The sequence below is a fragment of the Microvirga lotononidis genome (assembly GCF_034627025.1).
Lineage (GTDB): Bacteria > Pseudomonadota > Alphaproteobacteria > Rhizobiales > Beijerinckiaceae > Microvirga > Microvirga lotononidis.
Map to the genome: position 1 here is coordinate 3351908 of NZ_CP141048.1, position 22268 is coordinate 3374175.

Sequence of the window (22268 nt, forward strand, 5' to 3'; positions counted from 1 at the left end):
TGTCAGGCCCGGCGCAGGGGATAGGCTTCCGGAACGATGCTGCTCGAGACTTCCGCCGCGCCGCCGATCCGCTCCGCCACCACGTAGAGCGGCCGTCGCTTCACCTCGGCGAAGATGCGACCGACATATTCGCCCACGATGCCCAGCGACATGAGCTGGATGCCGGAGAAGAACATGATCGAGACGATCAGGCTCGGGAAGCCCGGAAGGTCTGTGCCGAACAGGAGCGTGCGGATCATGAAGAACACGGCGGTGGCGATCGACAGGATCGAGATCAGGAAGCCGATATAGGTCCAGATCCTCAACGGGACCGTCGAGAAGGCGGCGATGCCGTCGAAGGCGAATCGGAAGAGCTTCCTGAAGCTCCATTTCGAGGTGCCGAAGCGGCGCTCCTCCACGACGAACGGGACGCCGGTCGCCTTGAAGCCGATCCAGGCATAGAGGCCCTTGGAGAACCGGGCCTTTTCGCCGAGGGTCCGCAACACCTCGACGCCCTTGCGGTCGATGAGGCGGAAATCGCCGGCGCCTTCGGGGAGGGCGATTTCGCCGAACCGGGCGAAGAGCTGGTAGAACAGGTGGGCGAAGCCTCGCTTGACCCGGGTCTCGTCGGACCGGTCCGTGCGCTGGCCGTAGACCATCATGTAGCCTTCCCGCCAACGTTCGACGAAGGTCTCGATCATCTCCGGCGGGTGCTGCAGGTCCGCGTCCATGATCACCACCGCGTCGCCCTGGGCGTGGTCGAGCCCGGCCGCGATGGCGATTTCCTTGCCGAAATTGCGGCTGAAGGAGACGGCGCCGACACGTGGCTCGGCGCGGCTGACCTCCCTGATCCTCTCCAGGGTGTCGTCCCGGCTGCCGTCATCGACGAAAACCACCTCCCAGACCGACGTGATCCGGTTGAGGATGGGGAGCAGGCGCTCGCACAGAGGGGCGATGTTCGCGCCCTCGTTGTGCACGGGGATGATGACACTGAGCTGAGGCGACGCCACTGAGAAAACCCTTGATGTTCGGGGCTGCATCAAGAGCCGAGTTTGCGTCATTGCTCAAGAGCATTAGGGTGCGGCAAAGCCGATTTTAAGGACATTCATGAGTTCCTTCCGTTCCGTCATACTTTGCGCCGACGATTTCGGCATCGCCGATGGGGTCAGCCGGGGCATCGTGGAGCTGGCCGGGATGGGGCGTCTGTCCGCCACCGGGGCCATGACCAACATGCCGGGCTGGCGCCGGGCGGCGGCGAGCCTGACGCCTCTTCGGGACCGGATGGCCGTGGGGCTGCACCTCAATCTCACGACGGGCTCGCCCTTGGGGCCGATGCTGCTTCTGGCCCCGTCGGGAGGTTTTCCTTCCCTGAAGGAGCTGCTGCCCAAGGCCTTGAAACGACGGTTGCCCGCCGCCGAAATCGCCGCGGAAATCGGCCGCCAGCTCGATGCGTTCGAGGAGGTCTTCGGGGCGGCGCCCGCTTTCGTGGACGGGCATCAGCATGTCCACGTGCTCCCCGTCGTCAGGCCGGCCCTGTTCGCTGTCCTGAAGGCGAGGGGCTATGCGGGCCGCGTCTGGCTGCGCGATCCCTCGGACCGGGCCGCGGCGATCCTGCGCCGTCCGATCGGACGCAACAAAGCTTTGATCGTCAAATCCCTCGCCCGCGGCTTCGCCCGCAAAGCCCATGCGGAGGGGTTCCGGACGAACCAGGGCTTTTCAGGTTTCGCCCCGCTGGATCTTTCGGTTTCGGCGGCCAGGGTCTTCGAGGAAGCCTTCTCAGGCCTCGGGGCCCGCCCCCTCGTCATGTGCCATCCGGGCTATGTGGATGACGAGTTGAGATCGCTGGATCCCGCGCTGGAGAGCAGGATCGAGGAGTTGACCTATCTGAAATCGGACGCTTTCTCCGAACTGCTGGAGCAGCGTGGGTTGAGGCTCGCTCAGACGTTCTCGCAATGAGCTTTCCGGTGATCGAGAGGCTGGGGAGGGAAGCAGCATCGATGGATGGTGTGCCTTGCCGCTCGAGAGATCGGTGATCGCTCCGCTGTCCCGGACAAGTGCGCCGCGCCTCGTCAGCCCTGACATCCTAAACTTTATGGCCGTTACCCCATCGTCATCACCGGCCTTGTGCCGGTCATCCCGATTTCTTGAAATCCCGCGTCTTTCCGATCGGGATGGCCGGGACAGGCCCGGCCATGACGTGAGAGGGTGTGGACAGCGTGATGTTATGTTCTCACTTTGTTCTTGACAGGGGGATGAACCTTGGCTATATCGTTACCTATCCCCGCCTGACGAGGGGCGCGCTCGCGAGGCGTCGCAGTTGTGGGGTGGGGAACGGTCCTGCCGCAGGTCTCGCACACCTGCGACGGGAGGCCCTTGGCAGCCCTGTGCTGGTCCAAGTCTAAACGCCTAAAAGTACCGTGCGGGACGAGCAGTTCGGCTCTTCCATCAAACATTAGACATCGAGCCGGGCTGCCATCGCGCCACCCTCGATCTCCTGAAAGGCTCGCAGCGCAAGCTGCGGGCCCCAAGGTGCTGGCTCTTTGACAGATGAAGACCACCGTCTCACCGGACCAAACGGGCTTCCCAGGCTTCATGGGAAAGGCAGCACAGCTCCCGCATGAAACTCGCATCTGAGAAAGCCGACGCGGTTCGACACGCAGCATTCGATCTCAGTATTTCATGTCGGAACATGACGGATCGCGCCGCGACGATCAGGCAAGCGCCGTCACCATGGAAGGTTCGGGTGAGCGGGCATTCGGCACGCCTCGCTCCGGTGCCGAATGCGCCCGAGCGTTTCAGCGGATCAGAAGCGCGCTCGCGTAAAGGCCCAGCCCGAATACGATGTGGCCGGCGATGTTGAGAGCCCTGATCTGGTTGGCGTTGGGCCGTTTCGATGCGGCGATGCCGGCGCCCATCCCGGGCTGAAGCAGGAACCAGCCCGCGCCGACCGTGACCAAGCCGACGATGAGGGCCGGCGCAAGGGTCGGTTGCCGGGACCATCCGGTGGGGGCAAGGGCCAGCAGGATGGCAGCAAAGAGGATGCCGACCGCGTAATGCCCGATCCAGCCCGCTGCCCTCTCATAAGCAAAGGGCGGGGCCTTGGCGATGTCCTCGTGATAGACCCTGCCGCCGGCAAGGTGACAGAACCAGCGGCCGACCGGTCCCCAATTCGCACCCGGCAGCCCGAAAGCGTGCTTCAGGAACAGCCCCCACAGGTCGAAGATGACCGTTGCGCCAATCCCGATCAGGATGGAGCGGTAAAGGAACTCGATCACGGCTTGGGCCTCCCGGGACAACATGAAACGGGCCTCCGAAGAGGCCCGTTCTGACGTATCGTTATTCTGCTTACTTGGTCGCGTTCTCGAACATCTCCTCGACGTGTTCCCAGTTCACGAGATTGTCGAGGAAGGCCTTGAGATAGTCGGGACGGCGGTTGCGGTAATCGATGTAGTAGGAGTGTTCCCACACGTCGCAGCCGAGGATCGGCTGGGCGCCATGCACGAGCGGGTTCTCGCCGTTCGGGGTCTTCATGATCGCAATCTTGCCGTCCTTCACGGCGAGCCAGGCCCAGCCTGAGCCGAACTGGCCGACGCCGGCCTGGATGAAGTCTTCCTTCATCTTGTCGACCGAGCCGAGGTCCTCGATGATCTTCTTCTCGAGCTTGCCCGGGAGGGCGCCGCCGCCATTGGGCTTCATCCAGAGCCAGAAGTGGATGTGGTTGTAGTGCTGGCCGGCATTGTTGAAGAGGGCCTGGTTCTTGCCGTAGGAGCCTTTCACGACCTCCTCGACGCTTTTGCCCTCGAATTCCGTGCCTTTCAGCAGGTTGTTGCCGGTGTTGACGTAAGCAGCGTGATGCTTGTCGTGGTGAAACTCGAGCGTTTCCTTCGACATGTAGGGCTGCAGGGCATCATAGGCGTAAGGCAGTTCGGGCAGGGTGAACGACATCGGCGTCTCCTTAAGATTGAGCGACCCGGGGCATCGGACCCAACAGTGGGGACCACTCTTGGGAACGCTCCGATACCCCTCGTTTGACTGCGCATCGCCCGATGCGGAAAACCGGGCCCACTTTTCCGCACGATGCGCCTGGGGCTTTAGTTAAAGCGCCACCCCTCCAAGAGCAACGGCCAAGCTAGGGACTTTTTTCTGCTCAAGCTTCACAGGCGGTTGTCTTTTGCCTATAGAGGCATAGCTTTGCCTTGATTGTCCTGGCGCATCGTGCGGACCCGAAGGGCCACGTCGAAGAACAGTGGATCCGGTTTTCCGCAGAAACGATGAGCTGCTTATAGGAGGGAGCATCCGGTCGATCCTGAAAAGTGGGGATCACTTTCAGGGCCGATGCTCTGGGTTTGCGTATGATGGAGACGGCATGATCATCGCTCTTCTGGCCCTCGCTTTTGCGATGATCGTTGGTGGGCTTCTCACAGCATTTTTCGGATGGGATATCGTTCTGGTCGAGCGGGGCTGGACGATGGTGATCGCCGGCAGCATCACGGCCGCGAGCGGCGCGCTCCTGCTCGGCATCGCAGCCGCCGTTTCCAAACTGGCCAGGATCGAAGCCCGGCTGTCGCAGCTTCGGGGCGACCTGGACGAGGAGCCCCTGCTGGCAACGCCGGGATCCCTGAAGGAGCCCTCGCTGGCGGCGCTCTCCGGAGGCGCCATGGCCGGCACAGCCGCCGAGGCCCTTGAGGAGGGCGAGCGTGCCGACGAGCGACAGGCGATCCTCCCGCTCTTCGAGGGCGAGGGGCACCGGGAGCCGGTCGAGGAAGAGGTGAAGGCGGCCGAATGGCCGGAAGAGCCGCGCGTTTCCGAGCCGGTCATGCCATTCCCGCCAAGGCCGGTTCCAACGCCGGCACCGATCCGGGACGAAGACGAACCGGACATGAAGGTGCCCGACTTCCTTCTGGCGGAGCGGGCGCGCGACGAGGATGAAGAGCCGCGCGTCCTCGATGGGGCCGATCTCTATCATCGTGACCCGGCCGAGCGTGAGCCCGAGACCGCGACACGCGCGTTCGACGAGCGCGACGAATCTCGGGAGCCCGTCGCTGAGACCGCCTCGCCCGTCGAGCCGGAACCCGAGCGCGAACCCGAGACCGCGCCCGAGGAGGAAGGGGAAGCGGAAGAGGAGCGTGAGACCGCTCCCGACGGTTCCCATCCCGCCGTGGTCGTCGGGACCTACAATTCCGGCGACAACAAGTACGTCATGTTCTCGGACGGCTCGATCGAGGCCCAGACCCCGAGCGGCGTGTTCCGCTTCCAGTCCCTGGACGAGCTGAAGGCGTTCATCGCAGCCGGGGGCGAGGGCGGATCGTCGCCTTCTACTTGAACAGGGGAGCCAAGGCGCGGAAATCGTCGGTCGCCGCTTTTCCCATCCACTCGAAGGCCGACATCTCCGTCGTCACCCATTGGCAGCCCGCATGAAGCAGCCGCGCGCAGGCGGCGCTGACGCTGTGGCTCGAGCGGCTTGATACCGCGTCCGCCACCACGAAGACGTCGAGGCCGGATGTCCTGAATTCCAGGGCGCTCTGCAGCACGCAGATATGCGCTTCGGTTCCGCAAATCACGAGTTGGTTTCGTCCGTTCCCGCGCAACGCTGCGACACGCTCGGCAACGCCCGGGTCGCGAGCGGCCGAGAAGGTGGTCTTGGCCAGAATGGGCGCCTCTGGCGTCAACATCTCGTGGATCTGCGGCACGGTTGCCCCAAGCCCTTTGGGATATTGCTCCGTCACCGTGACGGGCACCCCGAGCTGTCTTGCCGATTGCAGCAGGATGCGCACGTTCCGGAGGACAGCCTCGCCGTCATGAATTGCCGGCATGAGGCGGGCCTGAAGGTCGATGACGAGGAGCTGGGACCGTTCTGCGTCGAGCAACATGGAGCTTACGTGTCCGGATTGAAGGTGGGGGGAGCGGTCGGGATTGGAAGCTGCATCGAGAAGCGCAGGCCTTCCGGCGAAAACTCCATCGAGACTTCCGCTTGAAGCTGTGTGGACAACACCCGTTGCAGCAGGCGCGTACCGAAGCCCTGGCGCGAGGGGGTGCCCACCCTTGGTCCGCCGCGCTCGACCCAGGAGAAATGCAGCATCGGGCGTTCGCCGTCGAGAATCTCCCAACGGACCTCGACCTGACCGCCGAAGGTGGACAGCGCTCCATGCTTGGCCGCGTTGGTGGTCAGCTCGTGGATCGCCATGCCGATCGGAACGGCCGCCTCCGAGGGCAGCTCGAGAGGAGGGCCCATCATCGTGATACGGTTCCTGGCCTCATCCTCATAAGGCCCGAGTTCCGTCTGGAGGAGCTCCTCCAGGGCTGCTTTCTGCCACAGATCCTCGGTGAGCAGATTGTGGGTGCGCGCCAGGGAGACGATGCGGCCGACGAAGCCCTGGTAGAACTCGTCGATGCTGGAGGCGCTGCGGGCGGTGGAGCCGACGATGGCCTGCACGGTGGCGAGGGTATTCTTGACCCTGTGGTGCAACTCCCGGATCAGGAGATTCTGGCGGTTCTCCGCCTCCTTGTAATGCGTGATGTCGATATCGACGCCGACCATGCGCAGCGGCGAGCCATCCTCCTGATAAAAGAACAATGCGATGGTCTGCATCGTGCGGATTCCATCCGGACGCTCGATGCGGAAGATGAGGTCGATAGACTTGTCGTGGCGGGCCAGCGCCGCAGCGATGGTTTGGACGGCATAGTCCCGGTCCTTCGGGATGATGTGATCCGCCCAGTTGGACAAGGATCCCTTGAACGATCCAGGTTCCATCCCGAACAGACGTTCTTGTTCCGCCGTCCAGGTGACCGTATCGGTCGGAACATGCCAGTCGAAGACGCCGATTCCCGCCGCACTCTGGGCGAGCGACAGCCGCTCTTCGCTCGTCCGCAGAGCCTCTTCCGCGACCTTCAGATCGTGGATGTCGACACTGGTGCCGACCCACCCCTTGAACTCTCCCGTGGCGGCGTTGCGCACCGGGGCCGCCCGGATGATGTGCCAGCGATACTCCCCGTCCGCGGAACGATACCGAGCCTCCGTCGTATAGGGCGTTTCGCCTGCCATGACGGGCTTGATCTCCTCGGTGATCCTCACCCAGTCGTCCGGATGAATGGCGGTCGTCCAGCTATGTCCCAGGGCCTGGCTCGGCGGCAGGCCGGAATACGTGACCCATCGTTCGTTCGTATAGGTCAATTCCAGGTTCGGCTTGATGATCCAGACGAGCGCAGGGAGGGATTCGGCGATGAGCTTGAAACGCGCTTCGGTTTCACGAAGCTTCGTCTCGGCCCGAATCTTTTCGATGGCCAGCCAAGTGCGCTCGGCGACGTCTTCGACAAGCGAGATGTCGTCGCTTGTCCAGTCTCTGGGCGCCGATGAATAGACATAGAATTCGGCGATGAAGCGCCCGTTCTTGTGAATGGGGACGGCAAAGCCCGAACGCACGTTGATGGTGCTGTAGAAGGCTTGAACGGACGGATCGCCGAGACGGGGATCGGTCCTGACGTCGTTGAAGATGGCAGGCTGTCCTCGCTTCAACACGTCGACGATCGGACTCGCGTCCTGATCGATCTTCTCGACTTTGCCCTCGTTGCTGATAAGCCCCCGCGACCACTCGCGCTCGACGATGATGACGCCGCGATCCTCATAGACCTCGCCATATCCTGCGGTATCCACCTTCAGGAATGTGCTGACATTCCGAGCAGCGATCTCCATGACCCCGTGAGGATCGTCGAGATTGCTGAGCTGATCATTGAGTTTGAGGAGGAACTCTTGCCGGCGCTGGGCCTGGCTCATCTCCTCCCTGATTTTTTGCCGCTCCTTGATGTCCTGCAGAACGCCGGCGAAGCGTACGGGCTTGTTATTCTCGTAGATGACGCCGCCACGCATGTGAACATGCCCGACGCTTCCGTCGGTTTTCACGATGCGATACTCGATGTTGAAATCCGTCCTGGTGCGGAGCGCATAGGCGATGGCCTGGTTGATGCGCTCGATGTCTCCCGGATGGAACATGGCCTGCAACGCGGCATAGGTGATCGTCGCGTCCGGCGGGAGCCCGATATATTCCTTGAAGGCCACCGTGCCGGTGACCTCGTCGGTTTCAAGATCCCGCTCCCACGCACCGAGCCGGCCGATGTCGAGCGCGATCCTCAGCTTGAAGTTACTGGTACGGAGGACTTCCTCCGCGTGAGCCAAGCGCGTTTCCAGCTCCGCGATGCGCTCCTTGTCGCTTTCTCGAGAGGCGATTTTGTCCTCGGCCAATAGACTGCCGCGCTTGGTCATCGATTTGTACTCTCAGCCTCTTCGTATGCCCTGGCGCTTGCCATGGCGGCAATCGTCGTCAGCACGTTACGTTCGACATAGCGCCTCACGTCAGTTCTGAAACCCTTCGAGGCACCGAATGGCGAAGGTATAGGCCAAGGCGACTTCCTCAAGCCGGTCGAAGCGGCCTGCCGCACCGGCATGTCCCGCGTCCATGTTGAGTTTGAACACGACGGGACCGCCGCCCGTCATGGTCGATCTCAGCCTGGCGACCCATTTTGCCGGTTCCCAATAGGTCACGCGCGGATCCGTGAGGCCGGCGAGAGCCAGAATCGCCGGGTAGTTCTGCGGCTTCACGTTGTCGTAGGGCGAGTAGGACAGGATCGTCCGGAATGCGGCTTCGTCCGCAGCCGGGTTGCCCCATTCCGGCCACTCGGGAGGGGTGAGGGGCAGTTCGCTGTCGAGCATGGTGTTGAGCACGTCGACGAAGGGCACCTCCGCGATGATCCCCGCGAAGAGGTCCGGGGCCAGGTTGGCGACCGCTCCCATGAGCATGCCGCCCGCGCTGCCGCCATGAGCCACGATCCGTCCGTGCGAGGTGTAGCCTGCCTGAATGAGCGCCTCGCCGCAGGCGACGAAATCCGTAAAGGTATTCGTCTTCTTCTCGCGCTTGCCGTCCATGTACCAGTGCCAGCCCTTTTCCGTGCCGCCACGGATATGCGCGATGGCATAGACGAAGCCGCGGTCGACGAGGGACAGGATGCCGGTCCGGAAACTTGCCGGCATGGACATGCCGTATGAGCCATAGCCATAAAGCAGGCATGGCGCGGAGCCATCGAGCGCGACCTCGCGCCGATGTACGAGCGAGATGGGCACCTGCTCGCCGTCCGGAGCCGTCGCGAACAGGCGACGTGTCACGTACTCGGCCGGGTTGTGACCGCTCGGCACCTCCTGCCGCTTGCGCAGCGTGCGCTCTCCCGTGCGCAGGTGGTAGTCGATCACTTCGCTCGGCGTGGTCATCGACGAGTAATGGTAGCGGATCACATCCGTGTCGAATTCGTATCCGGCCGAGAAGCCGAGCGAATACGCCTCCTCCTCGAATGCGACCGTCTCCTCGCGACCGGTGGCGAATTCCCGCAGCACGATGCGGGGCTTGGCGTTCTCACGCTCCAGGCGCACGAGATAGCGGGCGAGCGCCACGACGGACAGGATCATCGTGCCGGGCTCGTAGGGAACCAGATCCTTCCAATGTGCCCGGCCGGGCGTCGCGACGGGCGCCGTGACGATCTTGAAGTCCTCGGACCCGTCCGCATTGGTGAGAATGATCAGGCTGTCGCCGTGATGCTCCACGTCGTACTTCAGCTGAGGCGTACGCGGCTCGACGATCCGGGGTGACGCCGAGGCATCCGTTCGGTCGAGCAGCCAGATCTCGGAGGTTTCGTGATCGCTCGCTTCGATGAGCACGAACGCATCCGATTGCGTGACGCCGAGCTTCACGAAGAAGCCCGGGTCCTTCTCTTCGTAGACGACCTGATCCTGATCGGTGCCTGAGCCGAGGAGATGGCGCTTGACGCGCACCGGACGGTGGTTCTCGTCGAGTTCGACATAATAGAAGCCGGAGGAATCGTTGAGCCAGACGGCGCCGCCCGATGTCTGCGCGACTTCGTCCGGCAGATCGGCGCCGCTCTCGAGATCCCGGACGCGGATGGTGAAGTATTCCGAACCCTTGATATCGGCACCCCAGGCCAGAAGCCGATGATCAGGGGAATGATCCGCGCCGCCGAGATCGAAGAAGGGGAGCCCCTCCGCCTCCTTGTCGCCGTCGAGCATGATCGTCTCAAGGCCGCCGTCGCGGGGCTGTCGACAGACCAGGGGATGCTGACCGCCCTCCCGGTAACGGGTGAAGTAGGCGAAGGTCCCATCCGCCTCGGGAACGGAGGAATCGTCCTCCTTGATGCGGCCGCGCATCTCCGCCACGAGACGGGCCTGGAACTCCTCCGTTCCGGCAAAGGCTGCCGCAGCGTAGGCGTTCTCCTGTTCGAGGACGTTGCGGATGGAAGAATCGAGAACGGACGGATCCTTGAGCACTTCCTTCCAGTTCTCTGCCTTCAGCCACGCATAATCGTCCTGAACACGCACCCCGTGAACCTCGAAGACAAACGGCTTGGCGGGGACCAAGGGAGCGGCGGGCAAGGGGGCAACGGGAAGGCGTTGAATATTCATGAAACTGTCCGGCCAGATGAGCAAGAAGTGGGATTATGCACAGATAACGGGGATTTCCCATGGCGGGTCCAGATTGGGGCTAACGGACACCGGGAGTGCAGAAAAAATGCCTTTTTAGTTACTTCTTCGGATCAGGGTGATGAAATCTACGTGATGAACGCCTTAACCTGTGGTCACTCGTGTCAACTGTTCAAGGCAGGTTTATTGCATAGTGATAGTTGATACGAAGTTTTCCAAAGTTTTCCTTTTGCACATCTTGCAATGCGGCTCAATTTGCCATACTTGGAAAAACGAGCACGACTTCTGTGCAAGTAGGGTGCGGCTCAAGCAAGAAGCAAGCATTGCTTCAGACGAGAATGCTCAAACGTAGGTTGAAATGCTTTTTTGAGCCATTCTAAAGAGCCGGAAAGGAAGAAAATCAAAATGAGCGACAACATCGCTGCTTCGAACTACATTGAGCTGGCTGCGGATATCGTCTCCGCTTACGTCAGCAATAATTCTGTTCCTTCGGGCGACCTGCCGACGCTGATCAATGACGTCCATTCGGCTCTTCTGCGTGTCGGGGGCGGCACCGTAGAGGTGCCCACGGAAGCTCCGAAGCCTGCGATCCCCGTGAAGAAGTCCGTCACGCCGGATTACATCGTCTGCCTCGAAGACGGCAAGAAGTTCAAGTCTCTGAAGCGGCATCTGCGTACGCAGTACAACATGACGCCCGAGCAGTATCGCGAGAAGTGGGCCTTACCCGTTGACTACCCGATGGTGGCTCCCAACTACGCCAAGGCTCGCTCGGAGCTCGCCAAGGAAATGGGGCTCGGCCAGCAGCGCCGTAAGCGCCGTTCTTCGCGCAGCAGCAGCTAAGACCGGATTTTAGGCCGAGACAGCCGCCCTCATGGGCGGCTTTTGCTTTTTGGGACATCGGTCCCGGTCCTCGTGCATTGCTTGAGCTATACATAAGGGATGCCGTGCGCCGGCGGGCAGGGCGCCTATCGACTTTTGACGCGGCCCAAATCTTGAGAACAGCCCCAATCTCGAGAACAGATTGTTCCCGGTGCGCTGCGCCGATCCGCACTGCAATGACGCGGATCGCGTTCAAGGACTTCGCAGCGAGGCCGAAACCGATGTGCGCCGACGTCGTCATGGGCCGTGGGCGTGTCGTTTCGTTCAAGGCTGGTCCGGGATCGATGCCCCCGTCATTCGTGGCTTGATCGAAGGTCGATTCTACAGGGCCGAAGAGCAGGCGGGCATTGCGGCCTTTGTACGGGTGAGGTTCGCCCCGTCCGACTTATCCTCATTCTTATCAACAGATTTGAATCCTCGTTGACAACTAGGAATATGACCCCACTATCGAGGATGGAAGGGGCGACCCTTCCTTACTTTATTTATGGGAACAAAACATGAACATTATCGACCGCGATGCGGTTCATCAGGATATTGCCGCGCAAAGGATTTCAGCCTCGAAGAAGACCCGTTCGGAGAGGCGCAAACGCAGCGGAAGCCGGAAGCCGGAAATCGTGGCCGGGCCTAACGCGGGTGATTCCATGTCCAAGGAGGCGAGGCGGCTTCTGACCTCGCTCGGCCAGCCGGAGACCTCGGCGAGCATCGATCCGACGGACCCGGCGAGCGTGCTTGTCCACAGGCGCCGGTCGGGAATTTCCGTAGGGGCAGGGCGCTTCGCCTTGGCGGTTGCGGAAGCTCTCGTGCGGCAGGATCTCGGCCAGTGGGAGCAGACCGCGCAGGGCCGGGAGACCTTTCGTCTGACGAAGGCCGGCGAGGCCTTCGTGCGTCGCGTTTCGGCACCGGAGGCGGACATGGCGTTCTTCCACCAGCACCGTGAAACGGAAGTTGCCAATGTCGAGACGGACGCGGGAACAGCCCGGGTCCGCGTGGATGCCGAGGAGAGCCCTCTCGACTGGCTGCGTCGCCGCAAGGGCCGCGACGGCGAACCCATGATTGACGAGGCGTCCTATCAGGCCGGCGAGCGGCTGCGGACCGACATCATGCTCGCCGGTCTCCTGCCCGGAGTCACGGCGCGTTGGGACGGCATGCCGCGAAGCGGAGGCCCAGCTTCGCCGGGCGAGGCGACGGAACGGATGGTGGCCGCCCGCCAGCGCCTGCGGAGTGCCTTCGATGCGATCGGGGGCGATTTCAGCGACCTGCTTCTCGACCTCTGCGGCTTCCTGAAGGGCCTGGAGCAGATCGAGCGTGAACGGCAATGGCCCGCGCGCTCCGCCAAGATCGTGGTCCGTCTTGCCCTGACGCGGCTCGCGGAGCATTACGGCATCGAAGCCTCGATCAGAGGGCCCGCCGCGTCTCGCGGCATCCGTGCCTGGCAGGCGGTGGTGATCGAGGGTGGAAAAACCTAAGGCCCCGCGACGGCCGCCTGTGCATCCCGGCGGATGCGTTCGACCATGGATCTGACGCCGTTCGAGCGCTGCGGCGTCAGATGCTCGGAGAGACCGAGCTCCTTGAAGAGCGCGAGGGCATCCGTGGAAAGGGCTTCCGAGGGTGTCTTGCCGCTGTAGAGGGAGATCAGAAGCGCCACGAGACCGCGCACGATATGAGCGTCGCTGTCGCCGCGAAGATGCAGGACCGGCTCGCCGTTCGAAGGAACGAGATCGGTCTGAAGCCAGACTTGGCTGGCGCAACCCTGAACCTTGTTGACGTCGTTGTAGGCCACTTGCGGCAGGGCCTCCATCAGGCGGCCGAGCTCGATGACATAGCGGTAGCGCTCTTCCCAATCGTCGAGCAGTTCGAAATTGGAAACGATTTCGTCGATTGTCGGCAGCATGGCAAATCCGGGTTGTCTGCCCGTCATATAGCCATCGTCATGCGGTTTGGCGATGGAAAGGACCGGATTTATGTGCGGGGTCTGGACGCAGCGGGTTCGCGGTCCTCGGGCCGCAAGGTGTCGGAGGGCTTCGCGGAGCCGGCGACCGGGAGACCGGACGCGCTGAGAACCTTGTCGACGACGGCCTGCTTGGCACTGTCGGGCAGCGCCTTCCAGATCGATTCGAGATGGCCTGAGTTATCCGTCCCCGTGGCTGGGCCCGCCGCCGGCTCGGTCTTCTTTGGCATGAGAAGGGATTCGACGGCGGCCGTTCCCTCGCCCTGGTGGCGCACCGGCGAGAAGTAGAAAATGGTGCCGACGATGAGGATGAAACGGAGAATCGAAAACATGCAGCAATCGGTCGGCTGAATCCAAAGAATGTTGCAGCAGCATAACGTACCCGACTTGGCCCGCGTAGGACGTGTTTGAGAAAGATGGAAACAGGATGAATGAAACCTTGCTGACGGGACCCTCCGTTAAAGGCATGAAAAGCAAAGGGAAATTTTGGAACGCTCTGCGCCGTCAGGCCTGAGCGCCGCTCCGGCCGGGCCGTTTCGCCGTCCGGTTCGAAGCAATTAGGTTTCGCTTAAACCGGGTCTGTCAGGCTTTGCCCTCAGAAGGACAAGAATCGGTGCCTTGCCGTCTTGTCTTGCTGCCTGGGCGGACCACAACGACATCATCCTTCGAAGACGGAAACGACTCCCTTGCGTGAAGCTTTTGTCGACCATCCCGATGACGATCTCGACCTGCCGGCGGTCGTCCGCCGGAAGGCCCCGGCGCGGCCGGCGCAAAAGCGTGCCGCCAAGCCCCCGCGTAGGCCAGGCATCGGGGAGAGGGCGGTGTCGTTCGTCGTTAGCCATCCGCGCCAGATCCTCGCAGCCCTGTTCCTGACCGGGTGCGGCGGCGCGATTGCCTGGAACGCGCTGGCGCTGCAAATCACCCGCCATCCGGCGCCGCTCTTCAACACGCGGGAGGTCGTGTTCTCGCCGGAACCCAAAGCCGAGGGCGAGACGCGCCAGCCTCTGCCACCCGCGCGTCCCGGAACTCAGCCCGTCGACGAGATGGCTTTAGCACCATCGCCCCACGAGACCGCCGCCCATCCGGCCACGGAGGCAGCGCTGCCCTCCGTCGCCACGCCCAGGGCCCCGGCGCGTAGCCCGATTGCCGACATGATCCGCAACGGCGGGCAACCTGTTCCGGCTGCCGCGCCGGCTGCCCGCCCACCGCAGCCGAGTGCCGCTGCCGCGCCTGCGGCTCCACCCGTACGGAGCGCCAGCCGGGATCCGATCGCCGACATGATCCGCATGGGCGGGCCTGTGCCGACGCCGCCTGCCAATGTCGGCCGTGCGGACCAGGGCGATACGGTCCTGGCCGGGCAGCGCGCACTCGCGCGACTGGGCTACAGCGTGAAGGTGGATGGGCAGATGGGCTCGGGCACGCGGCAGGCCATCGAACGGTTCGAGCAGGACCGGCGTCTGCCCGTTACCGGCGAGTTGAACGCGCGGACGATCCGCGAACTCTCGGCCGCATCCGGCATCGCGGTCCCATAATGTCCCGCCTTCGCTCCGACTTCTGGGTCTCGGCCTACCTGCGCCGCTGCTCGGTCGAGGGGGTCGAGGCCGCCTTGCGCAAGCGAGGCGCCGCCGAAGCCGGTGCGGTCTTCGTCAAGGTGGATCGGCTCGACGGAACGGCGAGCCTCTACGGTCCCGCGCCGCAGCTCTTCCTCGACGAGAGCGGTGAGCGCCTCTTCTCGCCGATTCTGAAGGACGTGATGCCCCTCGACGTGGAGGAGCGCATGGCGCGCGAGATGCGTTTCGACTCGGACCTCTGGCTCGTGGAGGTCGACGACAGGGCAGGGCGCCATTTCCTCGACCTTGCGGCGGAGGACTGAGCCGACCACCGACGTGCAGTATCGACCCAGTTTTGATGTGGGTCGTGATTCAAAGCGGCCGACCGACACTCATCGTCGCCCGGAACTCGTCATCATCATCGATGAAGACGGCTTCGGTGCCCGCTCCCATCGCGTCGAAAAAGCGGCTGACGAAGCAGCGGAAAGAGGCGCAAAGGGCGATATCGCAGATCTGCTGGTCCGAGAAGCCGACCTGCCGCAGATTCGCGATATCGGTCGGGGAGACCTGAGACGCATCCCGAGCGATCTTTTCCGCATAGGTCAGCATTGCGACGTCTCTGTCCGACAGACCTGCGGCACGAAAATCCCGTTGAACGGCGAGCACGGCTTCCTTCGAGCCGAGATCGTCGGCGAGCTGCTTGCCGTAGACATGGGAGCAATAGGTGGAGGGGATGTGCTTTGCAGCGATCAGCGTGATCAGACGCCACTCTCGAAGACCGAGAGAGAAGCCGGCGCGGATGCGGTCGGAAAACTCCGTGTAGATCGGCAACAGGTCCGGCCGGGCCGTGAAGCATTTCGCGGCCTCCATGACGAAGCCGAGTTGCGCGCGCTGCTTCTCGTAAATTTCCGCGACTTTGCCGGTCGCGTTTTCTTCGTCTATCGTCTGCAGGAACATCCGACCCTCCAGTCAGCGCGGGCACAGGCAATCTAGCAGAATATCGCCTGAGCCCGCATCCACCCCGAGCCTGGATCTTAAGGTGAGGGTTGTCGGACGATCATGCTGGGGCGGCTAGAGCTGCTGCAACCCGTGTGGAATCATCTCTCTTCTTTTCTGGGCCGCATTTTTGACGATGACCCGGACCCACTTCACCGAACAACACTCTAGGCGAGCGCCTCTCCCGAGAGGGTTCTGACATCCAGGATGCATTCGATGAGGGCGAGTGCGACCGGGCCTGGAATATCCCGCATTTCCTGGACCAGCGCCCTGATGGCGGAAAGCGAGTGGGACAAGGCCGGGTGCAGGTTGAGGAAGATCCTGACCGCGTCCCTCCGGGGCACTCCCAGGACGTTCAGCGCGAGGGCAAGAAGGCGATGGCGGCCGATTTCGAGCAATCGCCATTCCGTGTTCGCCGGAAAGGCGAAGAGGGTGGTCAGGATCGTTTCCAGCCTGTGGTCGTCGCCCTTGAGAGCCGCGGCCAGGAGATCGGCCAGATCCTGCTCGGCCAGCGTGAAAGACAGGCTGACGCGCCGATGCGCGAGAGAGGCCACGATACGCTCTCGGATCGCTTGGCCGCGCTCCCTGGACGCCGACAGGTAGAGAGCGGCCTGTATGGCAGTCGGGAGATCTGCGCGGTCGAGAAGGATGGCGGCGAGGGCAGGCCGCCGATGGGACCGCCGCGTCAGCTCCGCGAAAGGCGCGGTATCGGGAAGAAGGGCGGGATTGGCCGCGAGCGCGTCTTCGACGGCACTCTCTCTCAGGACCAGGAGCCTGTGGATCGTCGCTGGATCGAGATCGGGCTGCGCCGCGAGGACGAGACGCCCGTCCGGGGTGGCAAGCAGCCTCTCGCCCGAAGGAGGCGGGACGGCGTGACGGGGATGAGGGGCGTCAACGGCACCGGATGAATGCCGGGCCAGATAATCCATGATGGAGGCCGGCGTGTCCGGACAGGGAGTCAGGATCCGCGCGAGCTCGCGACGGGTCGCGGTGTCGGTCTTCGGCAGGAATCCGAGAACGAGGGTCTCGAAGGTTTCGATGCTCTCGCGGTCGCGCGCCGCGGCGGCGACGAACATCTCCGCGTTCACTTTCAGGAGAGCGGCGCGCGCCTCGGACGAACTGTCCGACGATCCGAAACCCGACAGGTTCGACCAAAGGTCCGGAGATGCCGACAACGCCATGCTCGCACTCGCTTCAACGCAATTGACCTAACGTTATGGATTGCTCCTTAGCGCAGGTTTAACGGGCGTGAACGGCCCAGGAATTAAGGGTTCCGCATGAGGAACTGAAGCGCGGCAGCGAGTGTTGTTTTCTTGTCAGGGTAAGCGTTTTTCTGATGTGCACACCCCGGCGGCAACGAACTGTTAACCATAGATCTCTTTTTGTGAGTCAGGCGTAGAGGCAGCAGTGGCACGATAGAGGAGGGCGACATGCGAGACATCTGGACCAGATCGCCGGGAGTGGTGATCGCTTTTCCGGATAGCGCGGAGCGTCCACAGCGCCCGATCCTGGCGGCCGATGAGCCTCGGGGAGAGATTCTGCTGTTCACGGGCGTCCGCTACGAGCGGCCCTCTCCCAATCCGGGCCCTTCGCGCCCGCTGGCATCCAACAGCCCGGGCCGTCGCCGCTCCTAGTTCACTTTCCGATTTCATGACGATGAGGCGCCGTTAGGCGTCACGGTTCGGGCTTGTCAGATCGTGCACCATGAGCACCGCGTCCGGCCCGTAGCTCGCGAGCTTCGCTTCCAGGCCGGGGTTGGCCAGAACACGAAAGCCCATTCTCTCCCAGAATGCCTGAGACCCGTTGACGGCGACGAGCGACAGGTTGCTGAAGCCCGCCGCACGGGCCTGTTCGATTAGCCGGATCGCGGCCTGCACCGCATGGCCCTTGCCGCGCGCGACCGGAAGCAGGGCGACATCGTGGATGTAGTAGGTGGTCGGAGCCTCTGGGAGTCTGCCCAGCGGCTCGTTCAGGGGAGGCGGTTCTCCCAGGTGCCAGGGATGGGTAAGCGCATAGCCGATGGCGTGCCCGTCCTCGACCAGCATGAGGCAACCCTTCGGATAGAGCTGCCGACGCTCGGCCAGCACTTCGGGATCTTCCGGATGATCGACGTGGATCGTGTCCGCGAGAACCTGAACCTGGGCCAGATCCTCGGGCGTCATAGAGCGCCAGGGCATGATGGTCAGGGGTTCTCCTCGGCCGTGCAGGAGACGGCCTTGGCCGCCTCTTCCGCCCGGGGCCTCAGGCTGGGGCTCGGAGCGGCGACGCGGACGATGACGAAGCCCTTCTGCTCCGGGGAGACGATCCGCACGTCCCGCGAGGGATCGTTCTCGTCCTCGGCGGCGCGGGCCTCGTCGAGCTGGCGGGCGGTCAGGGTGACGATTTCGAGCTCGCCCCGGACGGCGGCGCGGTCCGTGACGGCGAAGAAGACGCCGCCCGATTCCTTGTGGAAGGAGAAGGACAGGGGCAGCGACCCGGTCTGGGCCGCGACGCGCATGGGACCGTTGCGCAGATCGAAGGCGCAGGTCGCCACGGCGATCGCCGGATCCGGCCGCGGCAGCCAGGTATTCTCGCCGCCCGGCGTGCTGATGATCTGCGCCTTGTCGGCGGTCAGGGTCGTCTGAACCTTTGCGAACGCATCCTGGTCCGCGAGGTAGGGGCTTGCGAGGATCGCCACGATGTGGACCCCCGCGGCGATCACGATGCCGCAGAAGGTGGCGATCAGGAAGCGGGAAAAGCCTCTCATGTTCCGCATCCCAGACGCTGAATGACAGGAAAATCGGCCGCATCGAGATTGGCGCCGGCGGCTCCCGGGGGATCGTAGAGACGAAGCGCCAGCGTGAAGGGGCCCGAGGCGGGGAGTTGAATCCAGTTGCCCGGCTGCAGCTTGCGCGACAGGCCGATGGCGAAGCGATCCTGAGAATCCCGGAGAACTTCCGCCGATGTGAAGTTCCTGCGGCCAAGCTCAGTAATCGGCAGGCGGCCGTCGCCGTCGTAAAGAGTCATCGTCCAGAGACGCGCGATTGGGGCCACCGCGCCGACGGTATAGGTGCAGGCTGAATCGAGCGGACGGCCTTCGCTGTCGGTTCGGGCGGTGAAGCCCAGTCCTTCGCCTGTCGCCAGCGGGACGTCGCCACGGCGGGCAAGGATTGCGCGCATGTAGGGATCAGCCTCCGGCGAGCCGAGCTTGGGCCACGCCTGCCACGGTCCGAGACGCAGGCTGCCGAAGGGCGGATCGCCGTTGATCACCCAGTAGGCAGAGCCCAAGCCCAGTCCCAGCGCCAGAAGCAGCGCATAGACGATGAGGAGGGCTGTCGGGACGCGTCTGACGGTCACGGGCGATAACGGGGTCGATGGGGCGCGCATCGAAGCGGCCGCCGGGGCATTCGTCAAGTGAGCCTCTGTCTGCATTCGTTAGGGCATCGCTACCCGGCGACGGTCATCCACCGCAGCGGAACCGCCCGGGGCTTCCAGAGCCTTGCCCGTCATCGCCGAGCGGTCGACCGACTGGAACAGGGTGCCGATTCCGCCGAGGACCTCGTAGGACTTGCGGGAGAGCGTGCCGGCCAGGAAGGATTGGGCCGGAGCCTGGGCCTGATCGGCCGCTTGCCCCTTGGAAGAGGCGACACGGAACGCGTTGGCCGGGCTGGCGCCGGGGATGGGACGGATCTCCAGGTTCTGGTGGGCCGGGACCATCACCTCATGCCATGTCATCGCCGGGAGCGTGCCGCCCGTCATCTCGTTCATGGGACGGGAATCGTCATTGCCGAACCAGACGCTCGCGACGAGATTGCCCGTATAGCCCACGAACCAGGCATCCTTGTAGCCGTTCGTGGTCCCGGTCTTTCCTGCGGTCGGAATGCCTTCGAGCGCGGCCCGCTTGCCGGTGCCTTCCTCGACCACCTTGTTGAGCATGAAGTTCATGTCGTTGACGACCCGGGTGTCGAGCACCTGCTTGGGCGGTGTGTCCCGGTCGTGCCGGTAGATGACCTCGCCCGAGGAATTGCGGACCTCCCAGGCGGCATAGGGATCGGCGCGCTTGCCGCCATTGGCGAAGACCGCGTAGGAGGCCGCCATGTCGATAGGCGTGACCTCGGCGGCACCGATGGGCAGCGAGCTCGAATCCGTCAGCGGGTGAGTGAGGCCCATGCGCCTGGCCGTGTCGACGATGACGGCACGGCCCGCCTTGGCGTTGCCCTTGCCGATCTCAACGGACATCTGGACCGGGATCGAGTTGATGGAGCGGGCCAGGGCCGAAACCAGCGGCATGGCGCCCGCGAACGAGCGGCCGTAGTTCTGCGGACACCAGTTGCCGAGGCAGATCGGCCGGTCGACGACGGTCGAGTTGGGCCGCAGCTTCGGGTTGGTGGTCAAGGCCGCCGCATAGACGAAGGGCTTGAAGGACGAGCCCGGCTGACGAAGCCCCGCCGTGGCGCGGTTGAACTGGCTCTGTCCGTAATCCCGCCCTCCGACGATGGTACGGACGGCGCCGTCCACGTCCATGACGACGATCGCGCCTTGGCCGGCCCTGTACTGGCGGCCATGCTGGCGGAGCATGTTCTCGAGCGTCTCTTCCGTATGCCGCTGGAGCGCCGTGTCGAGCGGCGTCTTCACGATCAGCACCCGCTCGTGGCCGAACTTCTTCTCGGCTGCGAGCGCCTTCACCTGCTCGAAGGCCCAATCGAGATAAAAATCCGGGGTGGTCTCGCGCTGACGGTTCACCGGGGTCGCCGGATTGCGCCGGGCCGTCTGAATCTGCCCTTCCGTCAGGAAGCCGGCCTCGACCATGTTGCGCAGGACCTCGTTCGCCCGGGCGCGTGCGGCCGGCAGGTTCACGTGCGGGGCGTACTTGGTCGGCGCCTTGAACAGGCCTGCCAGCATGGCTGATTCCGCCAGGGTCAACTCCTTGGCGGGCTTGCCGAAATAGTAATCCGCGGCGGCCACGACGCCATGGGCGCCGCCGCCCATATAGGCGCGGTCGAGATAGAGCTTGAGGATCTCGTCCTTGGTCAGATGGAATTCGAGCCAGACCGCCAGGAACGCTTCCTTGATCTTTCGCTCCAGCGAGCGTTCGTTGGTGAGGAAGAGGTTCTTGGCCAGTTGCTGGGTGATGGAGGAGCCGCCCTGCACCACGCCGCCGCCCTGGGTGTTCACCACGAGGGCCCGCAAGGTGCCGATCGGGTCGATGCCCCAGTGATCGTAGAAGCGCCGGTCTTCCGTCGCCAGCGCGGCCTTGATCATATAGTCCGGGAAATCCTCGAGCTTGTAGGAATCGTCGAGATGGAGGCCGCGCCGCCCGACCTCCTGGCCGTAGCGGTCGAGGAAGGTGACGGCGAGATCCTGGGTCTTGAGCCAGTCGTCCTCCGTCTCCCGGAAAGCCGGGAGGGCGAGCGCCAGCATGACGATGCCGCCCGCGGTGCCGAGCGTCGTCGCCTCGCTGGTCAGGTCGAGGATGCCGCGAAGAGGGCCGCGAAACCGCAGGCACTTCATCTTCTCCGAGTACCAGCCCCACGCGCTGCCCAGCCCGCGTCCGCTTTGGTACAGCGTGGAGTTGAGCCACGCATCGAACCACAACGCGCCGCGTTTGATCCGCGTCATAAGAGGGATTGGGGGCTTCTGACTCACGATGGTCCTCGAGCAGGTCAGGGCCTGACCTGCCTAGTTTATGATATTCGATTGTCCTATCGGCAATGCCGAAGCGTGGCGATGCCGATATATATAACTCAGAACCTTGTTTGTAGGTTCACAGAGATTTACCTCTTCCGAAGGATAGGCTGCGCGATGTGCGGCTTAGCACTTTCCCTTAAACCGCCTCAAAGAGACGTCAAAGCGCCCACATGCCAAATGCCGCACCCCTCGTTCACCTCCAACCGGAGGAGCAACCCTTCTGGCGCGTGAAGTCGCTCGAAGTCATGTCCCCGGACGAATGGGAAAGCCTGTGCGACGGCTGCGGCCGCTGCTGCCTCGTCAAGCTCGAGGACGAGGACACGGCCGAGGTGATGTACACGGACGTGGGCTGCACCCTCCTGAACGACCAGACCTGCCGGTGCAAGGACTACCCGAACCGCCAGGCCAAGGTGGCCGATTGCGTGCGCCTGACGCCCCATGCCGTGCGGAGCCTCGCCTGGCTGCCCCATACCTGCGCCTATCGGCTTCTGGCCGAGGGGCACGACCTCTATTGGTGGCACCCGCTCGTCTCGGGCGATCCCGAGACGGTGCATGCGGCCGGGATCTCCGTCCGTGACCGGGTCGCCGGGCCGGAGGAGGACTTCACCGTCGCCGAGCTGCTGGAGCGGATCACCGACTGGCCGATGGAGGATCCCAGCGTCCGCAGGGATTGAACCTCTGGGGGGCAAAGCGTCGCAGACTTGGACTTTGCGCAAACCCCGACGTGACCGTTTCTTCCTAGGAGAAGACGCTGCCTAGTTGAAGCGTAGCC

At 63.5% G+C, this 22268-nt stretch carries 22 protein-coding genes; 8 read left to right on the forward strand and 14 right to left on the reverse strand.

What is annotated here, in order from left to right; translation table 11 throughout:
* Nucleotides 1-2: 2 nt before the first annotated feature.
* On the reverse strand, nucleotides 3-989 hold the full coding sequence (locus U0023_RS15845; RefSeq protein ID WP_009493985.1) for a glycosyltransferase family 2 protein: 987 nt from the start codon (nucleotides 987-989) through the stop codon (nucleotides 3-5).
* Between the two features lie 97 nt (nucleotides 990-1086).
* Between U0023_RS15845 and U0023_RS15850 the strand changes: the two genes are divergently transcribed.
* Nucleotides 1087-1935: a ChbG/HpnK family deacetylase gene (locus tag U0023_RS15850; protein WP_009493984.1), complete on the forward strand. Its 849-nt coding sequence runs from the start codon at nucleotides 1087-1089 to the stop codon at nucleotides 1933-1935.
* Nucleotides 1936-2774: 839 nt separating this feature from the next.
* Here U0023_RS15850 and U0023_RS15855 read toward each other — a convergent pair.
* Both U0023_RS15855 and U0023_RS15860 read right to left on the reverse strand, forming a co-directional pair.
* Nucleotides 2775-3254 carry a DUF2938 domain-containing protein gene (locus U0023_RS15855; RefSeq protein WP_040639595.1) on the reverse strand — a complete coding sequence of 160 codons (480 nt, stop codon included), beginning with the start codon at nucleotides 3252-3254 and terminating at the stop codon, nucleotides 2775-2777.
* 70 nt (nucleotides 3255-3324) lie between these two features.
* Complete coding sequence (locus U0023_RS15860; RefSeq protein WP_009493982.1) at nucleotides 3325-3924, reverse strand: superoxide dismutase; 600 nt, start codon at nucleotides 3922-3924, stop codon at nucleotides 3325-3327.
* Nucleotides 3925-4345: 421 nt separating this feature from the next.
* Here U0023_RS15860 and U0023_RS15865 point away from each other — a divergent pair, with 421 nt between their 5' ends.
* Nucleotides 4346-5302 (forward strand): hypothetical protein, encoded by a 957-nt coding sequence (locus tag U0023_RS15865; RefSeq protein ID WP_009493981.1) that lies wholly within the window; start codon nucleotides 4346-4348, stop codon nucleotides 5300-5302.
* On the opposite strand, the gene U0023_RS15870 is transcribed toward U0023_RS15865, so the two are convergent.
* The 3 genes from U0023_RS15870 to U0023_RS15880 form a co-directional block, all read right to left on the reverse strand.
* Nucleotides 5295-5849: an isochorismatase family protein gene (locus U0023_RS15870; protein WP_009493980.1), complete on the reverse strand. Its 555-nt coding sequence runs from the start codon at nucleotides 5847-5849 to the stop codon at nucleotides 5295-5297. The genes U0023_RS15865 and U0023_RS15870 overlap by 8 nt on opposite strands.
* Before the next feature lie 5 nt (nucleotides 5850-5854).
* Nucleotides 5855-8236, reverse strand: coding sequence for a PAS domain-containing protein (locus U0023_RS15875; RefSeq protein WP_009493979.1), 2382 nt, complete (start codon nucleotides 8234-8236; stop codon nucleotides 5855-5857).
* Nucleotides 8237-8326: 90 nt separating this feature from the next.
* Nucleotides 8327-10438 (reverse strand): S9 family peptidase, encoded by a 2112-nt coding sequence (locus tag U0023_RS15880; RefSeq protein WP_009493978.1) that lies wholly within the window; start codon nucleotides 10436-10438, stop codon nucleotides 8327-8329.
* A 423-nt stretch (nucleotides 10439-10861) separates the two neighbouring features.
* On the opposite strand from U0023_RS15880, the gene U0023_RS15885 reads away from it, so the two are divergent.
* Together U0023_RS15885 and U0023_RS15890 are read left to right on the forward strand one after the other, a co-directional pair.
* Nucleotides 10862-11296 (forward strand): MucR family transcriptional regulator, encoded by a 435-nt coding sequence (locus tag U0023_RS15885; RefSeq protein ID WP_009493977.1) that lies wholly within the window; start codon nucleotides 10862-10864, stop codon nucleotides 11294-11296.
* A 536-nt stretch (nucleotides 11297-11832) separates the two neighbouring features.
* Nucleotides 11833-12801, forward strand: a complete 969-nt coding sequence (locus tag U0023_RS15890; RefSeq protein WP_009493976.1) for a DUF6456 domain-containing protein — start codon at nucleotides 11833-11835, stop codon at nucleotides 12799-12801.
* Here U0023_RS15890 and U0023_RS15895 read toward each other — a convergent pair.
* Both U0023_RS15895 and U0023_RS15900 read right to left on the reverse strand, forming a co-directional pair.
* Complete coding sequence (locus U0023_RS15895; RefSeq protein ID WP_245273104.1) at nucleotides 12798-13253, reverse strand: SufE family protein; 456 nt, start codon at nucleotides 13251-13253, stop codon at nucleotides 12798-12800. The genes U0023_RS15890 and U0023_RS15895 overlap by 4 nt on opposite strands.
* A 41-nt stretch (nucleotides 13254-13294) precedes the next feature.
* Nucleotides 13295-13615, reverse strand: a complete 321-nt coding sequence (locus U0023_RS15900; RefSeq protein ID WP_009493974.1) for a hypothetical protein — start codon at nucleotides 13613-13615, stop codon at nucleotides 13295-13297.
* 354 nt (nucleotides 13616-13969) lie between these two features.
* On the opposite strand from U0023_RS15900, the gene U0023_RS15905 reads away from it, so the two are divergent.
* Together U0023_RS15905 and U0023_RS15910 are read left to right on the forward strand one after the other, a co-directional pair.
* Nucleotides 13970-14815, forward strand: coding sequence for a peptidoglycan-binding domain-containing protein (locus tag U0023_RS15905; RefSeq protein ID WP_009493973.1), 846 nt, complete (start codon nucleotides 13970-13972; stop codon nucleotides 14813-14815).
* The gene (locus U0023_RS15910) at nucleotides 14815-15156 is read left to right on the forward strand and encodes a DUF1491 family protein (protein ID WP_009493972.1); all 342 of its coding nucleotides are present in this window, start codon (nucleotides 14815-14817) and stop codon (nucleotides 15154-15156) included. The genes U0023_RS15905 and U0023_RS15910 overlap by 1 nt, the downstream gene beginning before the upstream one ends.
* Before the next feature lie 49 nt (nucleotides 15157-15205).
* On the opposite strand, the gene U0023_RS15915 is transcribed toward U0023_RS15910, so the two are convergent.
* Both U0023_RS15915 and U0023_RS15920 read right to left on the reverse strand, forming a co-directional pair.
* Nucleotides 15206-15790, reverse strand: coding sequence for a carboxymuconolactone decarboxylase family protein (locus U0023_RS15915; RefSeq protein ID WP_009493971.1), 585 nt, complete (start codon nucleotides 15788-15790; stop codon nucleotides 15206-15208).
* 206 nt (nucleotides 15791-15996) lie between these two features.
* Nucleotides 15997-17010: a hypothetical protein gene (locus U0023_RS15920; protein ID WP_009493970.1), complete on the reverse strand. Its 1014-nt coding sequence runs from the start codon at nucleotides 17008-17010 to the stop codon at nucleotides 15997-15999.
* A 249-nt stretch (nucleotides 17011-17259) separates the two neighbouring features.
* On the opposite strand from U0023_RS15920, the gene U0023_RS15925 reads away from it, so the two are divergent.
* Nucleotides 17260-17463, forward strand: coding sequence for a hypothetical protein (locus U0023_RS15925; protein ID WP_009493969.1), 204 nt, complete (start codon nucleotides 17260-17262; stop codon nucleotides 17461-17463).
* A gap of 33 nt (nucleotides 17464-17496) precedes the next feature.
* Here the strand turns inward: U0023_RS15925 and U0023_RS15930 are convergent, their stop codons facing one another.
* Genes U0023_RS15930 through U0023_RS15945 form a run of 4 tightly spaced genes read right to left on the reverse strand, consistent with a single transcriptional unit; the run spans nucleotide 17497 to nucleotide 21427 of the window.
* Nucleotides 17497-18006, reverse strand: coding sequence for a GNAT family N-acetyltransferase (locus U0023_RS15930; RefSeq protein WP_009493968.1), 510 nt, complete (start codon nucleotides 18004-18006; stop codon nucleotides 17497-17499).
* A gap of 5 nt (nucleotides 18007-18011) precedes the next feature.
* Nucleotides 18012-18575, reverse strand: a complete 564-nt coding sequence (locus U0023_RS15935; RefSeq protein ID WP_009493967.1) for a DUF1254 domain-containing protein — start codon at nucleotides 18573-18575, stop codon at nucleotides 18012-18014.
* Entirely contained in the window at nucleotides 18572-19222 is a 651-nt protein-coding gene (locus U0023_RS15940; RefSeq protein ID WP_009493966.1) for a DUF1214 domain-containing protein, read from the reverse strand. The genes U0023_RS15935 and U0023_RS15940 overlap by 4 nt, the downstream gene beginning before the upstream one ends.
* A 21-nt stretch (nucleotides 19223-19243) precedes the next feature.
* Nucleotides 19244-21427, reverse strand: a complete 2184-nt coding sequence (locus U0023_RS15945) for a transglycosylase domain-containing protein (protein ID WP_040639300.1) — start codon at nucleotides 21425-21427, stop codon at nucleotides 19244-19246.
* A 239-nt stretch (nucleotides 21428-21666) separates the two neighbouring features.
* Between U0023_RS15945 and U0023_RS15950 the strand changes: the two genes are divergently transcribed.
* On the forward strand, nucleotides 21667-22170 hold the full coding sequence (locus tag U0023_RS15950; RefSeq protein ID WP_009493964.1) for a YcgN family cysteine cluster protein: 504 nt from the start codon (nucleotides 21667-21669) through the stop codon (nucleotides 22168-22170).
* Nucleotides 22171-22268 lie beyond the last annotated feature (98 nt).